This is a genomic window from Sphingomonas insulae (genome assembly GCF_010450875.1).
Taxonomy (GTDB): domain Bacteria; phylum Pseudomonadota; class Alphaproteobacteria; order Sphingomonadales; family Sphingomonadaceae; genus Sphingomonas; species Sphingomonas insulae.
This window is the reverse complement of the sequence record NZ_CP048422.1, coordinates 2872098-2893748: the sequence shown is the minus strand read 5'-3', so window position 1 is coordinate 2893748 and position 21651 is coordinate 2872098. Positions and strand designations below refer to the sequence as shown.

Annotated in this window: 20 protein-coding genes and 2 pseudogenes; 4 read left to right on the top strand and 18 right to left on the bottom strand. The window is 68.0% G+C overall.

Translation table 11 applies throughout. From position 1 onward, the window contains the following. Nucleotides 1-75: 75 nt before the first annotated feature. From phoB to GTH33_RS15295, 18 genes and pseudogenes are all read right to left on the bottom strand, one after another. Complete coding sequence (phoB, locus tag GTH33_RS15380; RefSeq protein WP_163959145.1) at nucleotides 76-768, bottom strand: phosphate regulon transcriptional regulator PhoB; 693 nt, start codon at nucleotides 766-768, stop codon at nucleotides 76-78. Then, nucleotides 768-1477 (bottom strand): annotated as a pseudogene (phoU, locus tag GTH33_RS15375) (phosphate signaling complex protein PhoU). Before phoU ends, phoB begins: the two are co-directional and overlap by 1 nt. Further along, nucleotides 1477-2235, bottom strand: coding sequence for a phosphate ABC transporter ATP-binding protein PstB (pstB, locus tag GTH33_RS15370; RefSeq protein WP_163959144.1), 759 nt, complete (start codon nucleotides 2233-2235; stop codon nucleotides 1477-1479). Before pstB ends, phoU begins: the two are co-directional and overlap by 1 nt. Then, nucleotides 2232-3530 carry a phosphate ABC transporter permease PstA gene (gene pstA / locus GTH33_RS15365; protein WP_163959143.1) on the bottom strand — a complete coding sequence of 433 codons (1299 nt, stop codon included), beginning with the start codon at nucleotides 3528-3530 and terminating at the stop codon, nucleotides 2232-2234. Before pstA ends, pstB begins: the two co-directional genes overlap by 4 nt. Then, complete coding sequence (gene pstC / locus GTH33_RS15360; RefSeq protein WP_163959142.1) at nucleotides 3523-4899, bottom strand: phosphate ABC transporter permease subunit PstC; 1377 nt, start codon at nucleotides 4897-4899, stop codon at nucleotides 3523-3525. The genes pstA and pstC overlap by 8 nt, the downstream gene beginning before the upstream one ends. Before the next feature lie 202 nt (nucleotides 4900-5101). Next, entirely contained in the window at nucleotides 5102-6148 is a 1047-nt protein-coding gene (locus GTH33_RS15355; protein WP_163959141.1) for a substrate-binding domain-containing protein, read from the bottom strand. A gap of 54 nt (nucleotides 6149-6202) precedes the next feature. Further along, on the bottom strand, nucleotides 6203-7441 hold the full coding sequence (locus GTH33_RS15350) for an ATP-binding protein (RefSeq protein ID WP_163959140.1): 1239 nt from the start codon (nucleotides 7439-7441) through the stop codon (nucleotides 6203-6205). A gap of 59 nt (nucleotides 7442-7500) precedes the next feature. Then, complete coding sequence (locus GTH33_RS15345) at nucleotides 7501-7881, bottom strand: hypothetical protein (protein ID WP_249054914.1); 381 nt, start codon at nucleotides 7879-7881, stop codon at nucleotides 7501-7503. After that, nucleotides 7878-8297, bottom strand: a complete 420-nt coding sequence (locus GTH33_RS15340) for a hypothetical protein (RefSeq protein ID WP_163959139.1) — start codon at nucleotides 8295-8297, stop codon at nucleotides 7878-7880. The genes GTH33_RS15345 and GTH33_RS15340 overlap by 4 nt, the downstream gene beginning before the upstream one ends. Before the next feature lie 32 nt (nucleotides 8298-8329). Continuing rightward, a complete protein-coding gene (gene gloB / locus GTH33_RS15335; protein ID WP_163959138.1) occupies nucleotides 8330-9058 on the bottom strand; it encodes a hydroxyacylglutathione hydrolase in 729 nt (242 codons plus the stop codon). After that, nucleotides 9058-9495, bottom strand: a complete 438-nt coding sequence (locus GTH33_RS15330) for a VOC family protein (protein WP_163959137.1) — start codon at nucleotides 9493-9495, stop codon at nucleotides 9058-9060. The genes gloB and GTH33_RS15330 overlap by 1 nt, the downstream gene beginning before the upstream one ends. 152 nt (nucleotides 9496-9647) lie before the next feature. After that, nucleotides 9648-10433, bottom strand: a complete 786-nt coding sequence (locus GTH33_RS15325) for a hypothetical protein (protein ID WP_163959136.1) — start codon at nucleotides 10431-10433, stop codon at nucleotides 9648-9650. Beyond that, nucleotides 10430-11152 carry an alpha/beta hydrolase gene (locus GTH33_RS15320; protein WP_163959135.1) on the bottom strand — a complete coding sequence of 241 codons (723 nt, stop codon included), beginning with the start codon at nucleotides 11150-11152 and terminating at the stop codon, nucleotides 10430-10432. The genes GTH33_RS15325 and GTH33_RS15320 overlap by 4 nt, the downstream gene beginning before the upstream one ends. 51 nt (nucleotides 11153-11203) lie before the next feature. Continuing rightward, a complete protein-coding gene (locus tag GTH33_RS15315; protein ID WP_163959134.1) occupies nucleotides 11204-12166 on the bottom strand; it encodes an alpha/beta fold hydrolase in 963 nt (320 codons plus the stop codon). A 1-nt stretch (nucleotide 12167) separates the two neighbouring features. Next, a complete protein-coding gene (locus GTH33_RS15310) occupies nucleotides 12168-12371 on the bottom strand; it encodes a helix-turn-helix transcriptional regulator (RefSeq protein ID WP_163959133.1) in 204 nt (67 codons plus the stop codon). Further along, nucleotides 12368-12802, bottom strand: coding sequence for a hypothetical protein (locus GTH33_RS15305; protein WP_163959132.1), 435 nt, complete (start codon nucleotides 12800-12802; stop codon nucleotides 12368-12370). The genes GTH33_RS15310 and GTH33_RS15305 overlap by 4 nt, the downstream gene beginning before the upstream one ends. Nucleotides 12803-12875: 73 nt before the next feature. Beyond that, nucleotides 12876-13112 carry a DUF6356 family protein gene (locus tag GTH33_RS15300; protein WP_163959131.1) on the bottom strand — a complete coding sequence of 79 codons (237 nt, stop codon included), beginning with the start codon at nucleotides 13110-13112 and terminating at the stop codon, nucleotides 12876-12878. 23 nt (nucleotides 13113-13135) lie between these two features. After that, a complete protein-coding gene (locus GTH33_RS15295) occupies nucleotides 13136-14575 on the bottom strand; it encodes a Mur ligase family protein (protein WP_163959130.1) in 1440 nt (479 codons plus the stop codon). A 53-nt stretch (nucleotides 14576-14628) separates the two neighbouring features. On the opposite strand from GTH33_RS15295, the gene GTH33_RS15290 reads away from it, so the two are divergent. From GTH33_RS15290 to GTH33_RS15275, 4 genes and pseudogenes are all read left to right on the top strand, one after another. Continuing rightward, nucleotides 14629-15444 (top strand): LD-carboxypeptidase, encoded by an 816-nt coding sequence (locus tag GTH33_RS15290; protein WP_166753088.1) that lies wholly within the window; start codon nucleotides 14629-14631, stop codon nucleotides 15442-15444. 296 nt (nucleotides 15445-15740) lie between these two features. Beyond that, a pseudogene (gene thrS / locus GTH33_RS15285) lies at nucleotides 15741-17743 on the top strand (threonine--tRNA ligase). 112 nt (nucleotides 17744-17855) lie between these two features. Next, nucleotides 17856-18389, top strand: a complete 534-nt coding sequence (gene infC / locus GTH33_RS15280) for a translation initiation factor IF-3 (protein ID WP_163959129.1) — start codon at nucleotides 17856-17858, stop codon at nucleotides 18387-18389. Nucleotides 18390-18634: 245 nt separating this feature from the next. Then, nucleotides 18635-21457, top strand: coding sequence for a TonB-dependent receptor (locus GTH33_RS15275; protein WP_163960131.1), 2823 nt, complete (start codon nucleotides 18635-18637; stop codon nucleotides 21455-21457). Nucleotides 21458-21651 lie beyond the last annotated feature (194 nt).

Genomic DNA, 21651 nt, shown 5'->3' with positions numbered 1-21651 from the left:
TGCGTCGAATAACGACAACGCTCCGGCCCAACGCCCGATGCTGACTTTTTCTCCTTCGTTTCGCGAACGATTCTATTACGCGCCCGAATCGAGCGAATATCCGGCCGACCGGACGGTGCGGATCAGGTCCGGGCGGTCGCCGACGTTGATCGCCTTGCGCAGCCGCCGGATGTGGACATCGACCGTGCGGCTTTCGATGTCGCTGTCATGCCCCCACACCGCATCCAGCAGTCGTTCGCGGCTGAACACCCAGCCGGGATGTTCGAGGAAATGCTTCAGCAGCCGGAATTCCGTCGGGCCGAGCGGCACGACCTCGCCCGAGCGGCGGACCTTGTGGCCGACGGTATCCATCTCGATGTCGTCATAGGTCAACGCCTCGCCCGCCAGCGCCGGCCGGACGCGACGCAGCACCGCACTGACGCGGGCGACCAGCTCGCGGGGGCTGAAGGGCTTGGTGACGTAATCGTCCGCGCCCGTCTCCAGCCCGCGGATGCGATCCTCTTCCTCGCCGCGCGCGGTCAGCATGATGATCGGCACGTTCTGCGTCTCGGTCATCCGGCGCAGGCGGCGGCAGACCTCGATCCCGGACAGGCCCTCGACCATCCAGTCGAGCAGCACGATGTCGGGCGCCTTTTCCTTGGCGAGCAGCAACGCCTCCTCGCCGTCCGGTGTGTGCGCGACCTCGAAATCCTCGCGCTTGAAATGATAGATCAGCAATTCGGCGAGGGCGGCGTCGTCCTCGACCAGCAGCATGGATGCACGTGCCATCAGCGTTTGTCCTCGAAGCTGGCGCCGCCGCGGTCGCGGTCGGCCATCTGGGTTCCGGTCGCCGCGAAATAGACCATCTCGGCGACGTTGGTGGCGTGGTCGCCGATACGTTCGAGGTTCTTGGCGACGAACAGCAGGTGCGCGACCTGGCTGATCGTGCGCGGATTCTCGACCATGTAGGTGACCAGGGTACGAAAGATGCTGTCGTAGAAATCGTCGAGCGCCGCGTCGCTTTCCACGACGCGGATCGCTGCCTCGGCATCGCGCGCGGCAAAGGCGTCGAGCGCGCGGCGGACCATGTCGCTCGCCATCCGCGCCATCGACGGCAGCAGCGATATCGGCTCGATCCGATACTCTCCCCCTCATTCGAATTGGCGATCAGCGGCACGCGCTTGGCGATGTTCTTGGCATAGTCGCCGATCCGCTCGACGACGGCGGCGATCTTCAGCGCCGCCACCACTTCGCGCAGGTCGACCGCCATCGGCGCGCGCAGCGCGATGATGCGCACCGCGAGCCGCTCCACCTCCGCCTCGATCGCGTCGATCGCCTTGTCGTCGGCGCGCACCCTTGCGGCGAGCTCGGGATCGGGGCGGGCGAGCGCCTGCATCGCCAGCCCGATCGCATCCTCCGCCAGCCCGCCCATCTGCGAGATCATTCCACGCAGCTGGCCGATATCGGCGTCGAACGCCTTGACCGTATGATCCACCATCAACCGTACCTGCCCGTGATATAGTCGCGGGTGCGTTCTTCCCGCGGGTTGGTGAAGATGTCGCCCGTCCGCCCGAACTCGACCAGCTGGCCGAGGTGGAAGAACGCGGTCTGCTGCGACACGCGTGCCGCCTGCTGCATGTTATGGGTGACGATCACGATCGCGTAGCGGCCCTTCAGCTCGTGGATCAGCTCCTCGATCTTGGCGGTCGCGATCGGGTCCAGGGCGCTGCACGGCTCGTCCATCAGGATCACTTCGGGATCGACCGCGATGGCGCGGGCGATGCACAGCCGCTGCTGCTGGCCGCCCGACAGGGCGGTGCCGCTGTCGGTCAGGCGATCCTTCACCTCGTCCCACAGGCCGGCGCGGCGCAGCGACTGTTCGACCAGCCCATCCAGGTCGGCACGCGCCGTGGCAAGGCCGTGGATGCGCGGGCCATAGGCGACGTTCTCGTAGATCGACTTCGGGAACGGATTGGGCTTCTGGAACACCATGCCGACCCGTGCGCGCAGCTGCACCACGTCCATGCCCGACGCATAGATATCTTCGCCGTCCAGCAGGATCTCGCCCGACACGCGCGCCGAGGGCACGGTATCGTTCATCCGGTTCAGCGTCCGCAGGAACGTCGATTTGCCGCAGCCCGAGGGGCCGATGAAGGCGACGACATTGTCCTGGTCGACGTCGATCGAGACATGGTCGATCGCCTGTTTGTCGCCATAGAAGACGCTGACGTCGTGGGCGGAGATCTTGTGGGTCACCAGCGGGTCTCGAAACGGTTGCGAAGGTAGATGGCGAGCCCGTTCATCGCGAGCAGGAAGACGAGCAGCACGATGATCGCTGCCGACGTCTTTTCGACGAAGCCGCGATTGACGTCGTCGGACCATAGGAAGATCTGCACCGGCAGCACCGTGGCGGGGTCGGTCAGCCGCGATGGCGGCGCGGCGATGAAGGCGCGCATGCCGATCATCAGCAGCGGCGCCGTCTCGCCCAGTGCGCGCGCCATGCCGATGATCGTGCCGGTCAGGATACCGGGCAGCGCCAGCGGCAGGACGTGATCGAACACCACCTGCACCGGCGATGCGCCGACCGCCAGCGCGGCGTCGCGGATCGACGGCGGCACCGCCTTGATCGCGTTGCGCCCGGCGATGACGATCACCGGCATCGTCATCAGCGCCAGCGTCAGGCCCCCGACCAGCGGTGCCGAGCGCGGCAGGTGGAACGTGCCGAGGAACACCGCCAGCCCGAGCAGGCCGAAGATGATCGAGGGCACGGCGGCCAGATTGTTGATCGACACCTCGATCAGGTCGGTCCAGCGGTTCCGCGGCGCATATTCCTCGAGGTACAGCGCCGCCAGCACGCCGATCGGGAATGCGATGCCGATCGTCACCAGCATCGTCAGCAGCGATCCCTTGAACGCGCCCCAGATGCCGACCCGGGTCGGATCGGTCGAATCCGCGGTGGTGAGGAAACCCGTCGCCCAGCCGGTGGACAGCACGCCACGCGCCTGCAATCGCGCGACGATCGCCTCCGCCCGCGGGGCGCCGTCATGCTTGGCGGCGACGTCGATCGCGCTGGCGACCGGCACCGCCAGCGTCGTCGATCGGCGCAGCAGGGCGGGATCGCGCTTGATCGCATCGCGCACCACCAGCCAGGCGCCGTCCGACAGCAGGTCGGCACCGTGCTGGCCATAGGCGCGGACCGCGGCGCGATCGACGACGCCTTCCAGGCCGGCGCCGGCCAGCGCCAGGTTCGCGCCGCGCTCCCGCAGCTGTGCCGGGGTCACTGCCAGCCGGGCCGCGGCGAGGTCGATCGGCAGCGCGATCCGCGTCTGGCGGAACCCGCTCGCCCCCTGCCACAGCATGGTCGCGAGCAGCAGTGCGAGGAAGCCCGCCGACAGCCACACCGCGGCAAGGCCGATCAGCCGGAACCGGCGCTCGGCGGCATAGCGGCGGCGGGTACGGCGCTGGACCGACGCGGCCTTCCAGTCGGTCGGGCGACGGGCTGCCGGCTCGTGGCCCTGCGCGGGCACGCCGGGGACGAGGGGGCTATTCATAGGCTTCCCGATACCGCTTCACGACGGTCAGCGCGACGACGTTGAGCGCCAGCGTGATGACGAACAGGGTGAGGCCGAGCGCGAAGGCGGCGAGCGTCTTGGCGCTGTCGAATTCCGCCTCGCCGGTCAGCAGGTCGACGATCTGCTTGGTGACCGTGGTGGTGCTGGCGAACGGGTTGGCGGTCAGCGTCGCCACGCCGGATGCGGCCATGACGACGATCATCGTCTCGCCGATCGCGCGGCTGACCGCCAGCAGGATGCCGCCGACGACACCGGGCAGCGCCGCGGGCAGGATCACCTTGCGGATCGTTTCCGAACTGGTCGCGCCCATCGCCAGGCTGCCGTCGCGCATCGATGCCGGCACCGCGGCGATCGAATCGTCGGCCATCGACGAGACGAAGGGGATGATCATGATCCCCATCACCGCGCCCGCCGCCAGCGCGCTTTCCGACGAGGCGTTGTCGATGCCGATCGCCAGCGCCAGCTCGCGCACCGCCGGCGCGACGGTCAGCGCCGCGAAATAGCCGTAGACGACGGTCGGCACGCCGGCGAGCATCTCCAGCACCGGCTTCATCCAGCGGCGGGTACGGGCATGCGCATATTGCGTCAGATAGATCGCGCTCATCAGGCCGAACGGAATCGCCACCGCCATCGCGATCACCGCGCCGATGAAGAACGTCCCCCAGAACAGCGGCACCGCGCCCAGGCTGGCGCCCGGATCGCGCGGGTCGATCACCTGCGGGCTCCAGTGCGTGCCGAACAGGAATTCGCCGATCGGCACGATGCTGAAGAAGCGGCCCGATTCGTACAGCAGCGACGCGACGATGCCGATCGTGGTGAGGATCGCGATCAGCGATGCGGCGAGCAGCAGCAGCATGACGCCGCGTTCGACCTGGGTACGCGCCGCGAAATCGGGCCGGACGCGCGTGAAGGCCATCCCGCCGCCGACGAACGCCAGCAACAGCGCCACGGCCGTCGCGATCCAGTCGTATCGCGCCTGCGCCGCCGCATAGGCCGGCGCCAGTCGCCCGGACAGCGCATGGAACACGCCATGGCTCCGTCCGGCGGCAAGCGCGCGCGCTTCCGACAGGATCGATGCGCGCTCGAACCCCGGCGACGGCAGCGCCGCCGCGGCCGGCGTGGCGATCACCGCATCGGTGACCAGCGCGGGCGAGGTCAGGCTCCACACCGCCAGGAACAGCAGCGGCGGGATCGCCGCGCACATCGCGACGAAATAGCCGTAGTGGACGGGCAAAGCGGTGAAGCGCGCCACGCCCGGCTTGCGGAACGTCGCCGCCCGCATCCGTGCGGCGAGCCAGCCGATCAGCGCCAGCCCGATGACGACGAAGACGATGGCAAGGCCGCTCATGCCGCCCGGCCTTGGTGGATCGGGCGACCCCGCCCGACGCCCCGATCACCCGCTTCCCCGGCGAAGGCCGGGGCCCAGTTGGGCAGCCCTTGGTCGCTGCTCGCCAGCGCACCCCGATCGTGCCCCGTCCTCTGCCGGAGAACGATCGGGAAAATAGCGGCGGATCCCCCCGACCGCCGCCCGCATGACGAAACGAACCGCCTCACGACGCCAGCTCCGCCGGATCCAGCGGCGTCTCGTTCGCGATGATCGCCGCCGCCCGCGCCCGCACGTCGGCCGGCGCCGCGATTAGGCCGCGGCGGACCAGCGGCCCGTCCGGACCCCAGGCACCCGCATACAGCGTCAGGAACGTCGCCAGGCCCGGGATCGCCCGCAGATGCGCTGCCTTCACGTAGACGTACAGCGGTCGCGATCCCGGATAGGCGCCGGAGGCGATCGCAGTATAGGTCGGCTTGACGCCGTCGATCGCGACGCCGTTCACTGTCCCGGCATTCTGTTCGAGATAGCTGTAGCCGAACACCCCGATCGCATCGGAATTGGCGGACAGCTTCTGGACGATCAGATTGTCGTTCTCGCCCGCATCGACATAGGCGCCGTCCTCGCGCACCCGCGTGCACAGCGCCTTGTGCGCCGCCGGGTTCGTCGTCGCCAGCGCCTTGGCGCGCGGATCGACCGCCTCGCACCCCCGCGTCAGGATCAGTTCGGCAAGCGCGTCGCGGGTGCCGCTGGTCGCCGGCGGGCCATAGACCTGGATCGGCGTCGCGGGCAGTGCCGGATCGACGTCGCGCCACACCCTTGCGGCGTTGCGCCGGCCGAGCGGGTTCGCGGCCAGCGCCCGGTACAGGATTGCCGGCGTCAGCGTCATTTCCGGCCCGTTCTTCGCTTCGGCAAAGGCGATGCCGTCGATGCCGATCTGCACCTCCATCACCGGGCCGACGCCATGGGCCGCGCATGCGGCATATTCGCTGCGCTTCATCCGTCGCGAGGCATCCTCGATATCGGGATGCCCGGCGCCGACGCCGGCGCAGAACAGCTTCATGCCGGCGCCGGTGCCGGTCGATTCGATCACCGGTGCCCTGGCGTCGGGATTGTTGGCGACGAACGTCTCGGCGACCAGCGTTGTGAACGGATAGACGGTGGACGATCCGACCACGGCGATCTGATCGCGCGCGCCGCCGCCACCGCCATTTGCCTGGTCCTGACAGCCCGCGAGGCAAAGCCCCATCAGGCCGGTGATTAGAACGCGCATCGGATCCCCGCGGGCGACTCCGCGTCGCCACGCCCCGCCTGTGTGACGGTTCGGTTACCCTTTGATGACAGCGGCTCCGGTGGATGTTCCGGCCACCGCGTCCGCCGCCGGGATCGCGACCGATACGGTGGTCCCGATCCCCACCTTGCTGGCGATATCCAGCCGGCCGCGATGCCGTTCGACGATATGCTTGACGATGGCGAGGCCCAGCCCGGTGCCGCCGACGCTGCGGCTGCGGCCGGCATCGACGCGATAGAATCGCTCGGTCAGGCGCGGGATATGCTGGGGCGCGATGCCTTCGCCTTCGTCCACCACAGTCAAGCGCAGCAGCCCGGATCGATCGAGGCCGAGCGTGACGGTCACCGGCGTGCCGGGGCGGCCGTATTTCATCGCATTGCCGATCAGGTTGTGGAACAGCTGCGACAGCTGCGCTTCGTCGCCGACCACTTCGGGCAGGCCGGGTTCGACGGTGACCGCGACGTTCTCCGCCCGCGGGCTGCGCGCCGCCTCGATCTCCGCGGCGACATCCTCCAGCAATTCGCCGAGGTCGAGCCGATCGCCGGGCAGCCGGTATTTCTCCGCCTCGATGCGGGACAGGGATATCAGGTCCTCGACCAGCCGCTGCATCCGCTGCGCCTCGGCGAACATCACGTCCAGGAACCGCTTGCGCAGCGCCGGCTCTTCGCCCGCCTCCTCGTTCAGCGTCTCGATGAACCCCAGGATCGAGGCGAGCGGCGTGCGCAGTTCGTGGCTGGCGTTGGCGACGAAATCGACGCGCATCTTCTCCGCGGCATAATTGCCCGACTGGTCGACCAGATGGACGATGCGTGCGCCATCGCCGGTCTCGCCGGTCCGCATTTCCCAGCGCTGGTCGGCGGTGCCGAGCCCGACCAGCTCGACCGGGCGACCGGGCAGGGGCGCGCTGGAGCTCAGCCGGTCGGCGGCGGCGGGATGGCGGATCGCGACGCGGACGTCCTCGCCGACGATGTGGCGGCCCAGCAGCGCCTTGGCGGCGGCATTCGCGCAGGTGACGTTGCCGCCGCGGACCAGCAGCACCGGGTCCGCGATCACGTCGAGCACCTCGCCGAGCAACACGTTGGCGTCCGGTCCGGCCGCCCGTGCCGTCGCCTGTCCCTCGTCGCCGCGGCCCATCGCCGCCAGCGCCACCGCCACCGCGCCGACCAGCGCGACCGCCGCCCCGTCGACACGCCCGTCGACCAGATAGACACCGACGGCGACGCCCATCGCAATCGCGAGCGCGCCGCTCAGCCGTCGGACGAATCGGGACATCATGAGCGGTGGCTAGCCCAAGTTGGCCGGGCTGGGCAGGGGGTCCGGCGCGGGCGGCTCGCTCAGTCGGGCTTTCGGGTCCGATCGGGGCGGGTGTAGGGCGTGAATTCGGTGAACCGGCAATAAGCGGACGGGATCGTCGTTCCCGGCGTCAGCACGCGAAACCGGTCGTTGCGGCACAATTGCCCGCCATAGACATCGACGATCAACGTCGTCAGCGGCTCCAGCGACGGGCAATCGCCGACCGGCCCGGTCTTCCAGATGCGCCGCCCGGCGCCCTCGGTGTACAGGATCGTGCGCGCATCGATCGTCGATGGGCCGTTGGTCGACGACAGGGTGATGCAGCGCTGCGGTTCGCCGGCGATGCGGCCAGCCAGCGGGTCGGATCTGGCGGCCAGCAGCGGCAGCGCCAGTGCGAGCAGGGCAAGGGGCCGCAGCGTCACGATCCCGACTTGCTGTAGCGGGTGAAGGGGCCGAACGAGCAGCTGCCGCTGAACGTCCGCGACGTCTGATCGATGGTGGTCGCGATGTCGCCCTGGCATAATTGCCCGATCGGCGACTGCGTCACCAGGATGTCGCCGCGCCCGACGCGCTCGCACCCGCCGGCGGTGTCGGTCCGGTATTTGAGGTTGCGGCTGACCGTATAGACGATCGTGGGTCCATAGGCCTGGACCTGCGACGTCGGAAAGCGCGGCATGCAGGACGACGACGGCTTGTCCGGCGTCAGCCCTGCGAGCGCCTTGCCCAGCTTCTCGGCCGCCACCGCGTCCGCCTGCTGCGCGGCGACGCGCTGCTCCGGGGTCTGCGTGCACGCTGCCAATGTCAGGGCAACGGCGATCAACGATCCTGCGGTCCTCATCCCAAACCTCCCATGGTGCCGATATCAAAGTCCTATCCGCGAAAACTATCTTTCCGTTCCCGCAGCTTGCCGAGTCCGTTCGCGTCCTGCGCGCGCAGGAACGGGTTGGTCGCACGCTCCAGCCCGATCGTCGTCGGCACCGTCGGTTCGCCCGCCGCGCGCGCCGCATCGACATCCGCCATCCGTGCCGCCAGCGCCGCATTGTCCGGCTCGATCGCCAGCGCGAAGCGGCCGTTGGACTGGGTATATTCGTGGCCGCAATACACCTGCGTGGCATCGGGCAACGCTGCATAGCGCTGCATGTTCGCGAACATCTCCGCCGGCGTACCCTCGAACAGGCGGCCGCAACCCATCGCGAACAGCGTGTCGCCGGTGAAGATCACGCCCTCGTCGGCAAGGTGGAATGCGATGTGGCCGGCGGTGTGACCCGGTACGTGCAGCACCTGCGCAACCTCCGTCCCGATCCGCACCACGTCGCCCTCGCCGACGGTCGCGTCCAGCGTCGGAATCTTGGCGGCCTCGGCGGCGGGGCCGGTCACCCGCGCGCCCGTCGCCCGGATGTCCGCATTGCCGCCGGTGTGATCGGGGTGCCAGTGCGTGGTCCACACCTGATCGATCGTCCAGCCTTCGGCCGCGGCGGCGGCCTGCACCGGCGCCGCCTCGCCCGGATCGACCGCGACCGTCTCGCCACTGACGGGGTCATGCACCAGCCAGGCGTAATTGTCGCTCAGCACGGGGACGCGGACGATCCGGAGCGCCATCACCAGGTTCCGGTGTTCGGCATCGACGTCCATGGTTCGGCCGGCGCCAGCGCATCGCCGGCCTGCAGCAATTCGATCGAAATGCCGTCGGGCGTCTTGACGAAGGCCATGTTGCCGTCCCGCGGCGGGCGGTTGATCGTCACCCCGCCGTCCATCAGCCGCCGGCACGTGTCGTAGATGTCCTCGACGCGATAGGCGAGATGCCCGAAATTGCGGCCGCTGCCATAATCCTCGGGGTCCCAGTTATGGGTCAGCTCGACCTCCGCCCTGGCGCGTTCGCCCGGCGCGTTCATGTCCTCGTCGGCAGCGAGGAAGATCAGCGTGAAACGCCCCTTTTCATTCTCCAACCGCCGCACTTCCTTCAGGCCGAGCAGTTCGAAAAAGGCGATGGTCGCATCCGGATCGGTTACGCGGATCATGGTGTGAAGATAATGCATGAAGAACCCTGCTGTACTGGCGATGGATAGCTAGCCCCCCAACGCACGGCCCGCCATAGGGTGTCCATCCCCATCGCCCGTCGTCACGACCGATCGGGTCCCGATGCCTCCGGGGCAATCGCGCTTCCGGACGCGACCGGCGCGCCCGCCATTCAGGGTTTCGCCGGCGCCGCGTCGAACTGCGCCAGTGCCGCCTGCGCATTCCTGCCCGCGGGGGCGTCGGGTGCCAGTCGCGCCGCCTCTGCCCATGCCGCCCGCGCGCCGGGCTCGTCGCGGGCCGATGCGGCGATGTTGCCCGCTTCCAGCTGCACCGATGCATCGTCCGCGGCGCGCTTCAGCGCCTCGGCGATGTCCTTCTTCGCCCGCACCAGGTCGCCCTCGCGCCGCGCCAGCGTCGCCGACAGCAGCCAGGCGAGCGGATCGTCGGCGGCATTGGTCAGCGCCAGGTCGATGTCGCGCCGCGCCGCCTCGGGCTCGTTCGCCGCGACCAGCACGCGGGCATGATCCAGCTGCGCCTCGCCCAGCGCCAGCCCTTCCAGCGTCCCCGCGACCAGCGCGGTGTCGAGCGCGGCGCGTGCCCGCGGCACGTCGCCCGCCGCCAGCCGGGCATTGCCGGCCTGCGCCCAGTAATTGGCGGCACGCCGATCGCGCGCGACCTCCGCCGCCTTGGCTGCCGCCTCGAATTCCGCGGCCGCCGCGGTGAAATTGCCTTCCTGCGTATACGCGAGGCCGGCGCACTGCCGCGCGAACCAGGTGCCGCCGCTGGCACCCCAGCGCACCGCCTCCGCCCGCGCCGCGACCGGATCGCTGTCCGCCAGCCGCACGCAACGGTCGTAGCGCGCCTGACGCGGGTCGGCGCCCTTGACGGTGGCCACGGTGGAAGGCGGCGAGGGCGCCGGCGATGCCGCCTGAAGCGCCACGGCGAAGAGCAGGATCATAAGCGGTTCAGCACGTCCTCGGTCGCCCGGATGATCGCTGCGATATCGGTATCGCGCGACAGGCGGTGATCGCCGTCCTTGATCAACAGCGTCTGCACGTCGGCTGAACGGATCATCTCGCCCAGCCGCACGGTGCGGTGCCACGGCACGTCGCCATCGGCCTGTCCCTGCACCAGCCGCACCGGCCCATCGAAGGGTATGGCGCCGAACATCAGCCGGTTCGCCTCGCCGGACTGGAAGAAGCCGCGGGTGTAGACGGTCGGTGCCGGCCCGTAGGGATTGGCCCGCTCCAGCCGCCCCCCGGTCAGGATAGCCATCTTGTCCTCGGTCGAAAAGCCCCAGTCGGTGAAGTCGGGCGCCGGCGCGATGCCGACCAGCCCGACCACCCGTTCGGGGCGCGCCTTGGCGGCGAGCAGCATCAGCCAGCCGCCCAGCGACGATCCGACCAGCATTACCGGCCCGGTCGCGACCTGGTCGATCATGGCGACGACATCGTCGCGCCAGCCCGTCAGCGTCTGGTCCTCGAACGCACCCTCGCTCTGCCCGCAACCGCCATAGTCGAACCGCAGGAACGCCCGGCCGGTGCCCCGCGCCCAGGCTTCCAGCGCGAGCGCCTTGGTGCCGTTCATGTCGGAGGCATAGCCGGGCAGGAAGACGACGGTCGGGCCCGTCCCTTGCGTGTGGTGATAGGCGAGGCGGGGGCGGGGCAGCTGGGTCATGCCCGCCTCCTTACCGCGGCTGCGCGCCGATGGGGAGCCTCGCCCGTCCGGTCACCGGGCGGCGAAGGCGGTCAGCGCCGCTGCGAATGCCGCCGGCTGGTCGAGCATCACGAAATGCGCGGCATCGCCGATGGCGACGAAGGTCACGTGCGGCGCGTCGGCATAGGCGGCCTTGTACAGCGCATCCGCCTGCGCCCGCGTCGTTCCGGTCGGCGCGAAGGGGTAGACGACCGTGATCGGCGTCGCGATGCCCGCCATCGCCGGGCGCAGGTCGGTGGTCAGGTCCTCGTACATCGCCTGGCCCGACACGCGCGGGTCGGCGGTCTTGAACCATGCCGCCACCTGCGTGCGCGACGCCGCCTTGGCGGCGAGCCGGTCGGCGGTGGCGGTCGCCATCGCCTCGCTGGCGGGCTTGCCATAGCTGGCGGCCTGCGCATCGCGCATCGCCCTGGCCTGCGGCTCGATCGCGGCCACGCTCGCGCCGGGGGCGAACAGCGTGCCGATGAACGGCAGCGAATCGACGATCATCAGCTTGCCGGCATCGGCGGGATGCGCCTTCGCCAGCATCAGCGCGGCGAGCCCGCCCATCGAATGGCCGACCACTGCCGCACCGGCGATCCGTTCCTTCGCGATCAGCGCGTGGAGGTCGGCGACGACGCCGTCGAGGATGCCGGGCGCCAGGTTCGCGCCCGGCGCATCGCCGCCGAAGCCGTTGACCTGCACCACATAGACGCGGTGGTCCCTGGCCAGTCCGGGAACGACGCCGTCCCACACCGCGCGCGGCGACGACAGGCCGGGGATCAGGATCACCGGCGATCCCTGGCCCGTGGCGACGACCGAGATGTGCGCCATCTGCGTTACCGGCGCGGTCGTCGCGGCGGCGGGCGAGGCATGCGAGGCGGCGGGATGCAGCACGACGCCCAGTGTCAGCGCGGTGGCGGCGAGGCGAAGGCCCCAGTGGCTTGGCCGGAACCCCCGGCGGCCGTGCCGGAAGCGGGCGATGCGCAGGATCATGTCACGACTCCTTGGATGGGCTGATGAACACATCTTCGATGGCAAGGTCGAACAGCTCGGCGATCTTGAAGGCGAGCGGCAGCGACGGGTCGTAGCGCCCCGTTTCGATCGCATTGACGCTCTGGCGGCTGACGTCGAGCTGGTCGGCGAGATGCTGCTGGCTCCACCCGCGCTGGGCGCGCAGGTCGCGCAGCCGGTTGGTCACTCTGCTCCCCCGGACCAGCGGTCGCGCAGGTTGCAAACCCATTGCGACAGGCCGAGGCCGACGGCCCAGAGTGGAAACACGAACCAGGCGGGAAGGTGCGGCAGGACCCCGCCTTGTTCCAGGAATCCCCAGATCGTCCCGGTCGCCAGGACCAGCCCGGTACCGCCCAGCGAGCCGATGACGGCGCGCATCCGGATATATTCGTCGGTTTCCTCGTGCAGGTACAGGCCCACCGCGGCGATCGCGCACAGCAGCGGCAACGCGGGCGCGATCGATAGCGCGATCAGCAGCCCGCCGCTCACGCGATGATGGCCGATGGCGTTGCCCGACACCATGATGACAACGCTGTAGACCAGCATCGCCGGCAGGAACCGCCGCAGATAGCGGCGCTGCGCCGCATTCAGCTTCGACCGTCCGGTTGCGACGAACATCACCCACCTCCTTCGACTCGATGTGAAGGAAGCTTTACATGGAAAGCGAACTTTACGTCAAGCGCGCTTTACATCAGATGACGAATTCGACCGAGCGCTGCTGCACGGTATCGCCGCGCTTGGCGACGATCTCGCCGTGCAGCGCCTTGATCGTGCGACTGCCGGTGGTGGTGAACAGGAAGGGGAAGACGCCGTGCAGCACGGCGCCGATGCCGCCCGCGATCATGCGCAGGCCAAAGCGGGTGGCGACATGGAAATGCTCGGGATAGCTCTCGCCGACCGCGGCCGGATGTTCGGTAAAGGGGTTCATCGCTGCGTACCTCCGCCGCGAGCCTAACCCTTGGCGGCGAGACTTTCCAGCATGTCCGCGGCGAGCAGGCTCAACGTGTCGTCACGGGCGCCCATCACCACGATGCGGTCGCCGGGCTTTGCCAGCGCGACCAGCCGCGCCGCCGCCGCCGCCCGATCGGGAATGTGATGCGCCTCGCGCGCGCTCGTGGTAATGTCGGCGACGATGGCGGCGCTGCCGACCTCGCGTGCGACGGTGCCGCCGTGATAGACGGGATCGGGCAGGACCAGCACGTCGCCGGGCGCCAGATGGCTTTCGAACATTGCGACCAGTTCGCGCCGCATCACCTTCAGCGGACCATAGCCATGCGGCTGGAACAGCACGAGCAGGCGTCCCGGAAACGCGTGCAGCGTCGCCAGCGTCGCGGCGATCTTGTCGGGGTTGTGGCCGAAATCGTCGATCACCGCCACGCCGCCGGCGTCTCCGACCAGGTCGAAGCGGCGGCGTAGGCCGGTGAAGCCGGCGATCGCCGCGGCCGCCTCCGACAGCGGGACGCCGGCCGCCACCGCGGCGGCGATCGCGGCCAGGGCGTTGGCGACGTTGTGCCGCCCCGGCACCTGCAACCGCACCGGAATCGCGCGATTGCCGCCCGCCACCAGATCGAACGCGACCGCAAACGGGGCCTCGACGATCGCCTGTGCGGTGAAATCGGCGTCGCCGTGCAGCCCGAACGTCGCCAGCCGCGCCCGTGGCAGCGCGTGGGCGAGCGTCGCCGCCTCGTCGTTGTCGATGTTGACGATCGCCGTTTCCGCCTTGGCGATGAAGGCCGCGAACAGCAGGCGCAGCTCGTCCAGCCCCTTGTGGTCCAGGCTGACGTTGTTCAGCACCGCGATGCGCGGGCGATAGGCGGCGATCGATCCGTCGCTCTCGTCCACTTCGCTGACGAACGCCTCGCCCGCGCCGACCAGCGCGCTCGCGAACGGTGCGTCGGGGCGGACGAAATTCTTCATCACCGCGCCGTTCATCACCGTCGGGTCGCGACCGGTGGCGTGCAGGATCCAGCCGATCATGCCGGTGACCGTCGACTTGCCGCTGGTGCCGGCGACGCCGATCGGCAGGCGGCTCTGGTTGAACAGGGTGCTGAGCAGTTCGGCGCGACTCGCCCGCGTACAGCCGAGCGCCTGCGCCGCGACGATGTCTGGCACGCTGTCCTCGACCGCGGCGGAGGCGACGACGATCTGGTCGGGCGAGGTGATGCCGCTGCCGTCCTGCGCGAACAGGCCGATGCCGCGGGCGCGCAACGCGTCGAACTTGGCGGGCACGCGGCCCTGGTCCAGCCCGCGGTCGGATCCGTCGACGGTTGCGCCGCGGCCGCGCAGGATCGTCGCCAGCGGCATCATCCCCGACCCGCCGATGCCGACCAGGAAAAAGCGCTTGCCCCCGACGGAGCCGTGCACAAATGCGGGAATGTTGCCGTTCGCCATGCGCCCGCGCTATCGACGCACGCCTGCGCGGGCAAGGCATGAGGCGACGACGGATGCGGATTGGAGTGGTGGCGCCGGCCAGTATCGGCAACAAGGATGCCGAGGCGCCGTTCATCGCCTTCGCCGCGCTCGCCTATCCGGAGGTCGATCTGATCGTCCATCCGCAATGCTGGGAGGTCGATGGCCATTTCGCGGGCAGCGACGCGCGCCGCGCCGCCGCCTTTCTCGAATTCGCCAACGATCCGGGCTTCGATGCGATCTGGTTTCTGCGCGGCGGGTACGGTTCGAACCGCATCCTGCCGCTGGTGATGCCGCACCTCGGCCCCGCCGCGCGGCACAAGACCTATCTCGGCTATTCCGACATGGGGTTCCTGCTCGGCGCGCTGTACGCGGCGCGGATCGGCCGTCCGGTCCACGGGCCGATGGCCAGCGACATCCGGCGCAAGGGCGGCGACGCCACCATCGCCCGGTCGCTCGGCTGGCTGGCGCGCGGCGACCGGCAGGGGCTGGAACCCGGCCTCGACGGGCGCCCGGCGGCGGCCTTCAACCTGTCGATCCTCGGCGCGCTGATCGGCACGCCCTATTTGCCCGACCTCACCGACCATGTGCTGATGGTCGAGGAAGTGTCGGAACCCATGTACAATATCGACCGGCTGCTGTTCCACATGGGCCATGCGACGCAGTTGAAGGGCATCGCCGGCGTGCGCCTGGGCGGCGTCACCGCGGTCCAGCCCAACGAGCCGGAATGGGGCGACAGCCTGGACGTCATGATCCGCCGCTGCTGTGGCGACCTCGGCGTGCCGTATCTCGGCCGGGCGGACATCGGCCACACCCAGGGCAATCGCGTGGTGCCGTTTGGCATCGTCTGATCCGCCTGCAAATAGGCCGCCTTGAAATAGGCCTGTCCTACAGCGCCGGATCTGGCGTAGGCGCCGTGCCATGTTCGCGCCTCGTCCCCGTCCGGATGATGTCGTCGCCCGGCCGTTCGCCCGCCGCCGCGCCTGCCGCCTCCGCCGGGGAAGCGATTCCGACCGGGACGTAGTGTCAACTTCGGCAACTTCCGCGCCGGTTCCGCCGTCCTGCTGGCAAGTGCGGGGCGCCTTGCCTACATCGCCGCAGCGCGTGCATAAGCCGCGCCTCCGCTATCCAAGGAAGCTTTAGCCCCATGTCCGCCCACCCGGCCGAGTTGTTCCGTATCACGCTGCCCGACGGTTCCGTCCGCGAGGTTGCGCCCGGGACTACTCCCGCGGATGTCGCAGCCGCGATCGGCCCGGGCCTCGCCAAGGCGGCGCTCGCCGCACGCATCGACGGTCAGGTACGCGACCTCAATCGCCCGTTCGAAGGCGATACCAACCTGGCGCTGGTGACCGCGAAGGACGAGGCGGACGCGCTCGAACTCGTCCGCCACGATCTCGCGCACGTGATGGCAGAAGCGGTGCAGCACCTGTTCCCCGGTACGCAGATCACCTTCGGCCCGGCGACGGACGATGGTTTCTACTACGACTTCGCGCCGAAGGACCGCCCGTTTACCGAAGAGGACCTGCCCGCGATCGAGGCGGAGATGCGCCGCATCATCGCCCGCAACGAACCGTTCACGCGGGAAGTCTGGACCCGCGAGCAGCTGATCGAGACGTGGCGGCAACAGGGGGAGACGTTCAAGGCCGAATGGGCCGCCGAGCTGCCCGACAACGAGGAACTGACGATCTATCGTCAGGGCCAGTGGCTCGACATGTGCCGCGGGCCGCACATGGTCTCGACCGGCAAGCTCGATCCCAATGCGTTCAAGCTGACGCGCGTGTCCGGCGCATACTGGCGCGGCGACCAGAAGAATGCGATGCTCAGCCGCATCTACGGCACCGGCTGGCTCAACAAGAAGCAGCTCGACCAGCACCTCTTCATGCTGGAGGAGGCGGCCAAGCGCGACCATCGCAAGATCGGGCAGGAGATGGACCTGTTCCATCTCCAGTCGGAGGCGCAGGGGTCGGTCTTCTGGCACCCCAAGGGCTTCATCCTCTGGCGCCAGCTGGAGGCGTATATGCGCCGCCGCCTCGACGCTGCCGATTATGCCGAGGTGAAGACCCCGCAGCTGATGGACGCGCGCCAGTGGGAACAGTCCGGCCATTGGGGTAAATATCGCGAGAACATGTTCGTCGTGCCGGACGAAGTGCCGAACACCGAGGACGAGGGGCAGGTTCTGTCGGGCGAGGGCGACCTGATGGCGCTCAAGCCGATGAACTGCCCGGCGCACGTGCTGATCTTCAAACAGGGGATCAAGTCCTATCGCGACCTGCCGATCCGCATGGCCGAATTCGGCTGCTGCCACCGCAACGAGCCGCATGGCGCGCTGCACGGCATCATGCGCGTCCGCCAGTTCACGCAGGACGACGCGCATATCTTCGTGCGCGAGGACCAGCTGGTCGATGAAGTCCGCAAATTCTGCGAATTGCTCGATAGCGTCTATCAGGACCTCGGCTTCGACAGCTATGCGATCAAGCTGGCGCTTCGCCCCGAAAAGCGGTTCGGCTCGGAAGAGATGTGGGACTGGGCCGAACAGTCGCTGCGTGACGCGGTCGCGGCGACCGGTCGCGACACGCCCGAATACGGCTGGGAGGAATTGCCGGGCGAGGGGGCGTTCTATGCTCCCAAGCTCGAATTCCACCTGACCGATGCGATCGGGCGGACGTGGCAGGTCGGCACGATCCAGACCGATACCGTGCTGCCCGAACGGCTCGATGCCAGCTACATCGGCGAGGACGGCAACCGTCACCGCCCGATCATGCTCCACCGCGCGATCCTCGGCACGTTCGAACGCTTCATCGGCATCCTGATCGAACATCACGCGGGCCGTTTCCCGCTGTGGCTCTCGCCGGTGCAGGCGGTGGTCGCGACGATCGTGTCCGACGCCGACGATTACGCCCATCGCGTCGCGGCCGAACTGCGCAAGGCGGGCATCCGCGTCGAGACCGACCTGCGCAACGAAAAGATCAACTACAAGGTGCGCGAACATTCGGTGGCGAAGGTTCCGGTGCTGCTGGTCGTCGGCAAGCGCGAGGCGGAGGGGGCAAGGTCGCCGTCCGTCGTCTCGGCAGCCAGGCGCAGGAATTCCTGACCGTGGAAGACATCGTCGCCCGCCTGCGCGACGAAGCGACGCCGCCCGATCTCGGGTAACGGCCTTTACCCCTTCCCGAACCGGGAGGGGAACAGGTCCCTTTCAAAAAGGGCCGCGATCCACTATATCCGAACCCAAACCACCACAGGAGCAATACCCATACGTCCTCCCATGATGCGCCGGCCGAACCAGGCGCCGCCAATGAATGGCCCTCGTTTCAACGAGTGGATCGTCAGCCCCAAGGTCCGCGTGATCGACCATGAGGGCGAGAATCTTGGCGTGATGTACACGCGCGAGGCGATGGCGCAGGCGCAGGAACTCGGCCTGGATCTGGTCGAGGTGTCACCGAACGCCGATCCGCCCGTCGCCAAGTTCCTCGACGTCGGCAAGTTCAAGTACGAGGCGCAGAAGAAGGCGAACCTCGCGAGGAAGTCGCAGAAGACGCAGGAGATCAAGGAGATCAAGATGCGTCCGAACATCGACGACCACGATTACGATACCAAGATGAAGAAGGTCGCGGAATTCATCGAGGAGGGCGACAAGGTGAAGGTCACCATGCGCTTCCGCGGCCGCGAGCTAAGCCATGGCCAGCTCGGCATGGCTGTGCTCCAGCGGGTTGCCGAACAGGTCGCCGAAACGGCGAAGGTCGAAGCCTATCCGCGCATGGAAGGCCGGCAGATGCTGATGGTGCTCGCGCCCAAGTAAATCGGCCGACACGGCAGGCGGGTAAGTCCCCCTGTCCTGATTAATACCAATCTGGCGCTTTCCCTAGCGTAAGGTCTTTTCGAACACCGGGTCCGGCAACGGGCCCGGTGTTGCGCATTGGCGACACTCCGTTCGAAAAGTCGGTTGCGAGGCACAAAATACTGGACGCTCACGCCTGGGCGACCCTAGCCTCAAAAGAAAACCCGATATTCGAAAAACGAAAATCGTTCAGGAGAGAGATGACCATGCGTCTTACCGCGTACCTGCTGTCGGCAGCGACGATTGCGATTGCCACACCCGCCGTGGCGCAGAACACCTCTCCGGACCAGGCCACCCCGGCGGCGCAGACCACGTCGGCAACCGCGGCCGCATCGGTGACGCAGGACGACCAGAACCAGGCGGACATCGTCGTCACCGCGCAGGGCCGCGCGCAGGCGCTGGCCGACGTGCCGGTCGCCATTTCCGCCGTGTCGGCCGAAACGCTGCAGAATTCGGGTGCGAACGATATCCGCCAGCTCAATCAGCTGGCACCGTCGCTGCTCGTGTCCTCGACCGGATCGGAAGCGAACGGCTCGGCCCGCATCCGCGGCATCGGCACGGTCGGCGACAATCCCGGCCTCGAAAGCTCGGTCGCGGTCTTCATCGACGGCGTCTACCGCTCGCGGTCCGGTATCGGCCTGACCGAACTGGGTGAGATCGACCGTGTCGAGGTGCTGCGCGGACCGCAGGGTACGCTGGGTGGCCGCAACTCGTCGGCCGGCCTCATCAGCATCATCAGCAAGGGACCCTCGTTCGAGGGCTTCAGCGGCGGTGCCGAGGCGACCTACGGCAATTACAATTTCTATCGCGTCGCCGGCAACCTGAACCTGCCGCTGACCGAGACGATCGCGGCCCGCGTCGATGGCGTCTACGTCAAGCGCGACGGCTTCTATCGCGACTATACCAACAACACCGACGTCAACGATCGCGACCGCTACTTCGTGCGTGGCCAGTTGCTGTTCGAACCGAGCAGCAACGTCCGTTTCCGCCTGATCGGCGATTACACGCACCGTGACGAAAAGTGCTGCGCGGCGACTTATGTCGACCGTTCGGTGAACCAGGCGGTCGGCAACCTCAACGATCCCGTCGCATCGGTCAATGCCGGCCTCGCCGCCGGCGGTGCGGGCAACAACATCGTCAACGTGATCCGCGATCTGGGTCAGCCGCTCAACCTGGTCAATCAGCCGGGATACAGCCGCGACGTCTCGGTCAGCCCGGGCCGCAGCTTTGCCGGCAAGACCAAGGACTGGGGTGTGTCGGGGCAGCTCGACTGGAACATCGGCAGCACCAAGCTGACGTCGATCACCGCCTATCGCGACTATGATTCGGATCAGGGTTCGGACACCGACTACAGCCGCGTCGACATCCTGTATCGCGCCGCCAACGGCAATTCCGCACGCCGCTTCCGCACCTTCACGCAGGAACTGCGGTTGAACGGTTCGCTGTTCAACGACAAGCTCGACTGGCTGGTCGGTGGCTTCTTCGCCAACGAAGACCTTCGCGTTCTCGATAACCTGCGCTTCGGCAGCCAATATGGCCGTTTCGCGACCTGCCGCGCGGTGTCGGGTGGTGGCCTTGCGGCGTTCTACGCGCCGACGGGGGCGGGCTGTCTCAGCGCGACGGGTCGTGCCGTCGTCGCCAGCGGCGCGGCCACCGGCGGGTCGGCGGCGCTTGGCGGCGTGCTGCTGCGCGCGTTCGACACGCTCGATGCGATCAACGACAAGGGCTCGACCCGCGACGTCTACAACCAGAACAGCCGCAATTATGCGGTCTTCACGCATAACATCTTCCACGTTACCAACACGGTCGATCTGACGCTCGGCGCGCGCTACACCAACGAGCGCAAGAAGTTCGATGCGACCTTCACCAACGACAACGTCGGCTGTCAGACGCAGCAGGCGCTGCTGACGCCGTTCCTGGCGACGCTGGGCGCGACGGCCACCGGCCTGATCGGCCTCGCCTGCCAGGGCAATTCGACCGCCGAACTGAACGGCGTGTCGATCAACAGCAGCCGCAAGGAAGACCAGGTCACCGGCACTGCGATCCTGTCGTGGAAGCCGATCGACAACCTGCTGCTCTACGGCAGCTATTCGCGCGGCTACAAGGCGGGCGGGTTCAACCTCGATCGCTCGGCACTGAAGCTGCCGATCGCCAGTTTCGCGGCATCGGGCGGTGCGCAGGCGCTGGTGGGCAACCTCCAGTTCGCGCCGGAGACGGTCAATTCGTTCGAAATCGGCGCGAAATACGGCACCGGTCCGTTCAGCCTCAGCATCGCGGCGTTCCGTCAGGACTTCAAGAACTTCCAGCTCAACACCTTCGACGGCAGCGTCTTCATCGTCCAGAACATCAACGGCTGCTCGTCAAACCTGAACGGCGGGGATCGCGACCAGAACAAATTCACCGGCGCCAGCAACTACAATGCGGCGGCGGGCACCACCGGTGCGTGTCCGTCCGGCGACGTCGGTTATGGCGTGCGTGCGCAGGGTGTCGAACTGGAAGCGTCGCTGGTGCCGGCACGCGACGTCCGCGTGTCGCTTGGTGCGACTTTCACAGACACCGGCTATCGCGACAATCTGGTCGGCACCGGTGCGGGCGCACCGCTGAACCAGTCGTTGCGCAAGCTGCCGGGGCAGCGCCTGTCGAATTCCGCCGACATCGTCACCACCGCGTCGGCATCGTGGACGCCGCAGATCGGTGGCGGCTATTCGGCGCTCTTCTACGCCGATACGCGCATGACGAGCGACTATAACACCGGCTCCGACCTGTTCCCGCAGAAGCAGCAGGACGGCTATGCGATCGTCAATGCCCGCATCGGCCTGCGTACGCCCGACGAAAAGTTCAGCTTGGAATTCTGGGGCCAGAACCTCTTCAACGTCGATTACGCGCAGGTCGCTTTCAACTCGCCGTTCCAGGAAGGCGGCGTGTCCTCCGCGTTCCAGGACCCGCAATATCCGGGCGGCCGCCAGCTTTTCTCGCAGTTCCTTGCCGAACCGCGCACCTATGGTGCGACGATCCGCGCGCGTTTCTGATCCTGCCGACATAACGACACTGGGCCGGGCGTGCAGCGATGCACGCCCGGCCTTTTGTTTGACGGCGCAGCCTGCGACAGGGGGATCGTCCCGCTTTCGCCTCGCTGCGCCGCAACAGGATTGAGAGGGACCGCGGAACCCAGCCCGAGTATAGGCGATTGGAAACGCCGAAGGGGAAAGCTGCTGATCTTTGA

Excerpts from the sequence above, each read along its gene's own strand:
- phoB (WP_163959145.1), bottom strand. The coding sequence starts at position 768 with ATGGCACGTGCATCCATGCTGCTGGTCGAGGACGACGCCGCCCTCGCC.
- pstA (WP_163959143.1), bottom strand. The coding sequence starts at position 3,530 with ATGAATAGCCCCCTCGTCCCCGGCGTGCCCGCGCAGGGCCACGAGCCG.
- pstC (WP_163959142.1), bottom strand. The coding sequence starts at position 4,899 with ATGAGCGGCCTTGCCATCGTCTTCGTCGTCATCGGGCTGGCGCTGATC.
- GTH33_RS15355 (WP_163959141.1), bottom strand. The coding sequence starts at position 6,148 with ATGCGCGTTCTAATCACCGGCCTGATGGGGCTTTGCCTCGCGGGCTGT.
- GTH33_RS15350 (WP_163959140.1), bottom strand. The coding sequence starts at position 7,441 with ATGATGTCCCGATTCGTCCGACGGCTGAGCGGCGCGCTCGCGATTGCG.
- GTH33_RS15340 (WP_163959139.1), bottom strand. The coding sequence starts at position 8,297 with ATGAGGACCGCAGGATCGTTGATCGCCGTTGCCCTGACATTGGCAGCG.
- gloB (WP_163959138.1), bottom strand. The coding sequence starts at position 9,058 with ATGGCGCTCCGGATCGTCCGCGTCCCCGTGCTGAGCGACAATTACGCC.
- GTH33_RS15330 (WP_163959137.1), bottom strand. The coding sequence starts at position 9,495 with ATGCATTATCTTCACACCATGATCCGCGTAACCGATCCGGATGCGACC.
- GTH33_RS15325 (WP_163959136.1), bottom strand. The coding sequence starts at position 10,433 with ATGATCCTGCTCTTCGCCGTGGCGCTTCAGGCGGCATCGCCGGCGCCC.
- GTH33_RS15320 (WP_163959135.1), bottom strand. The coding sequence starts at position 11,152 with ATGACCCAGCTGCCCCGCCCCCGCCTCGCCTATCACCACACGCAAGGG.
- GTH33_RS15315 (WP_163959134.1), bottom strand. The coding sequence starts at position 12,166 with ATGATCCTGCGCATCGCCCGCTTCCGGCACGGCCGCCGGGGGTTCCGG.
- GTH33_RS15305 (WP_163959132.1), bottom strand. The coding sequence starts at position 12,802 with ATGTTCGTCGCAACCGGACGGTCGAAGCTGAATGCGGCGCAGCGCCGC.
- GTH33_RS15300 (WP_163959131.1), bottom strand. The coding sequence starts at position 13,112 with ATGAACCCCTTTACCGAACATCCGGCCGCGGTCGGCGAGAGCTATCCC.
- GTH33_RS15295 (WP_163959130.1), bottom strand. The coding sequence starts at position 14,575 with ATGGCGAACGGCAACATTCCCGCATTTGTGCACGGCTCCGTCGGGGGC.
- GTH33_RS15290 (WP_166753088.1), top strand. The coding sequence starts at position 14,629 with ATGCGGATTGGAGTGGTGGCGCCGGCCAGTATCGGCAACAAGGATGCC.
- infC (WP_163959129.1), top strand. The coding sequence starts at position 17,856 with ATGATGCGCCGGCCGAACCAGGCGCCGCCAATGAATGGCCCTCGTTTC.
- GTH33_RS15275 (WP_163960131.1), top strand. The coding sequence starts at position 18,635 with ATGCGTCTTACCGCGTACCTGCTGTCGGCAGCGACGATTGCGATTGCC.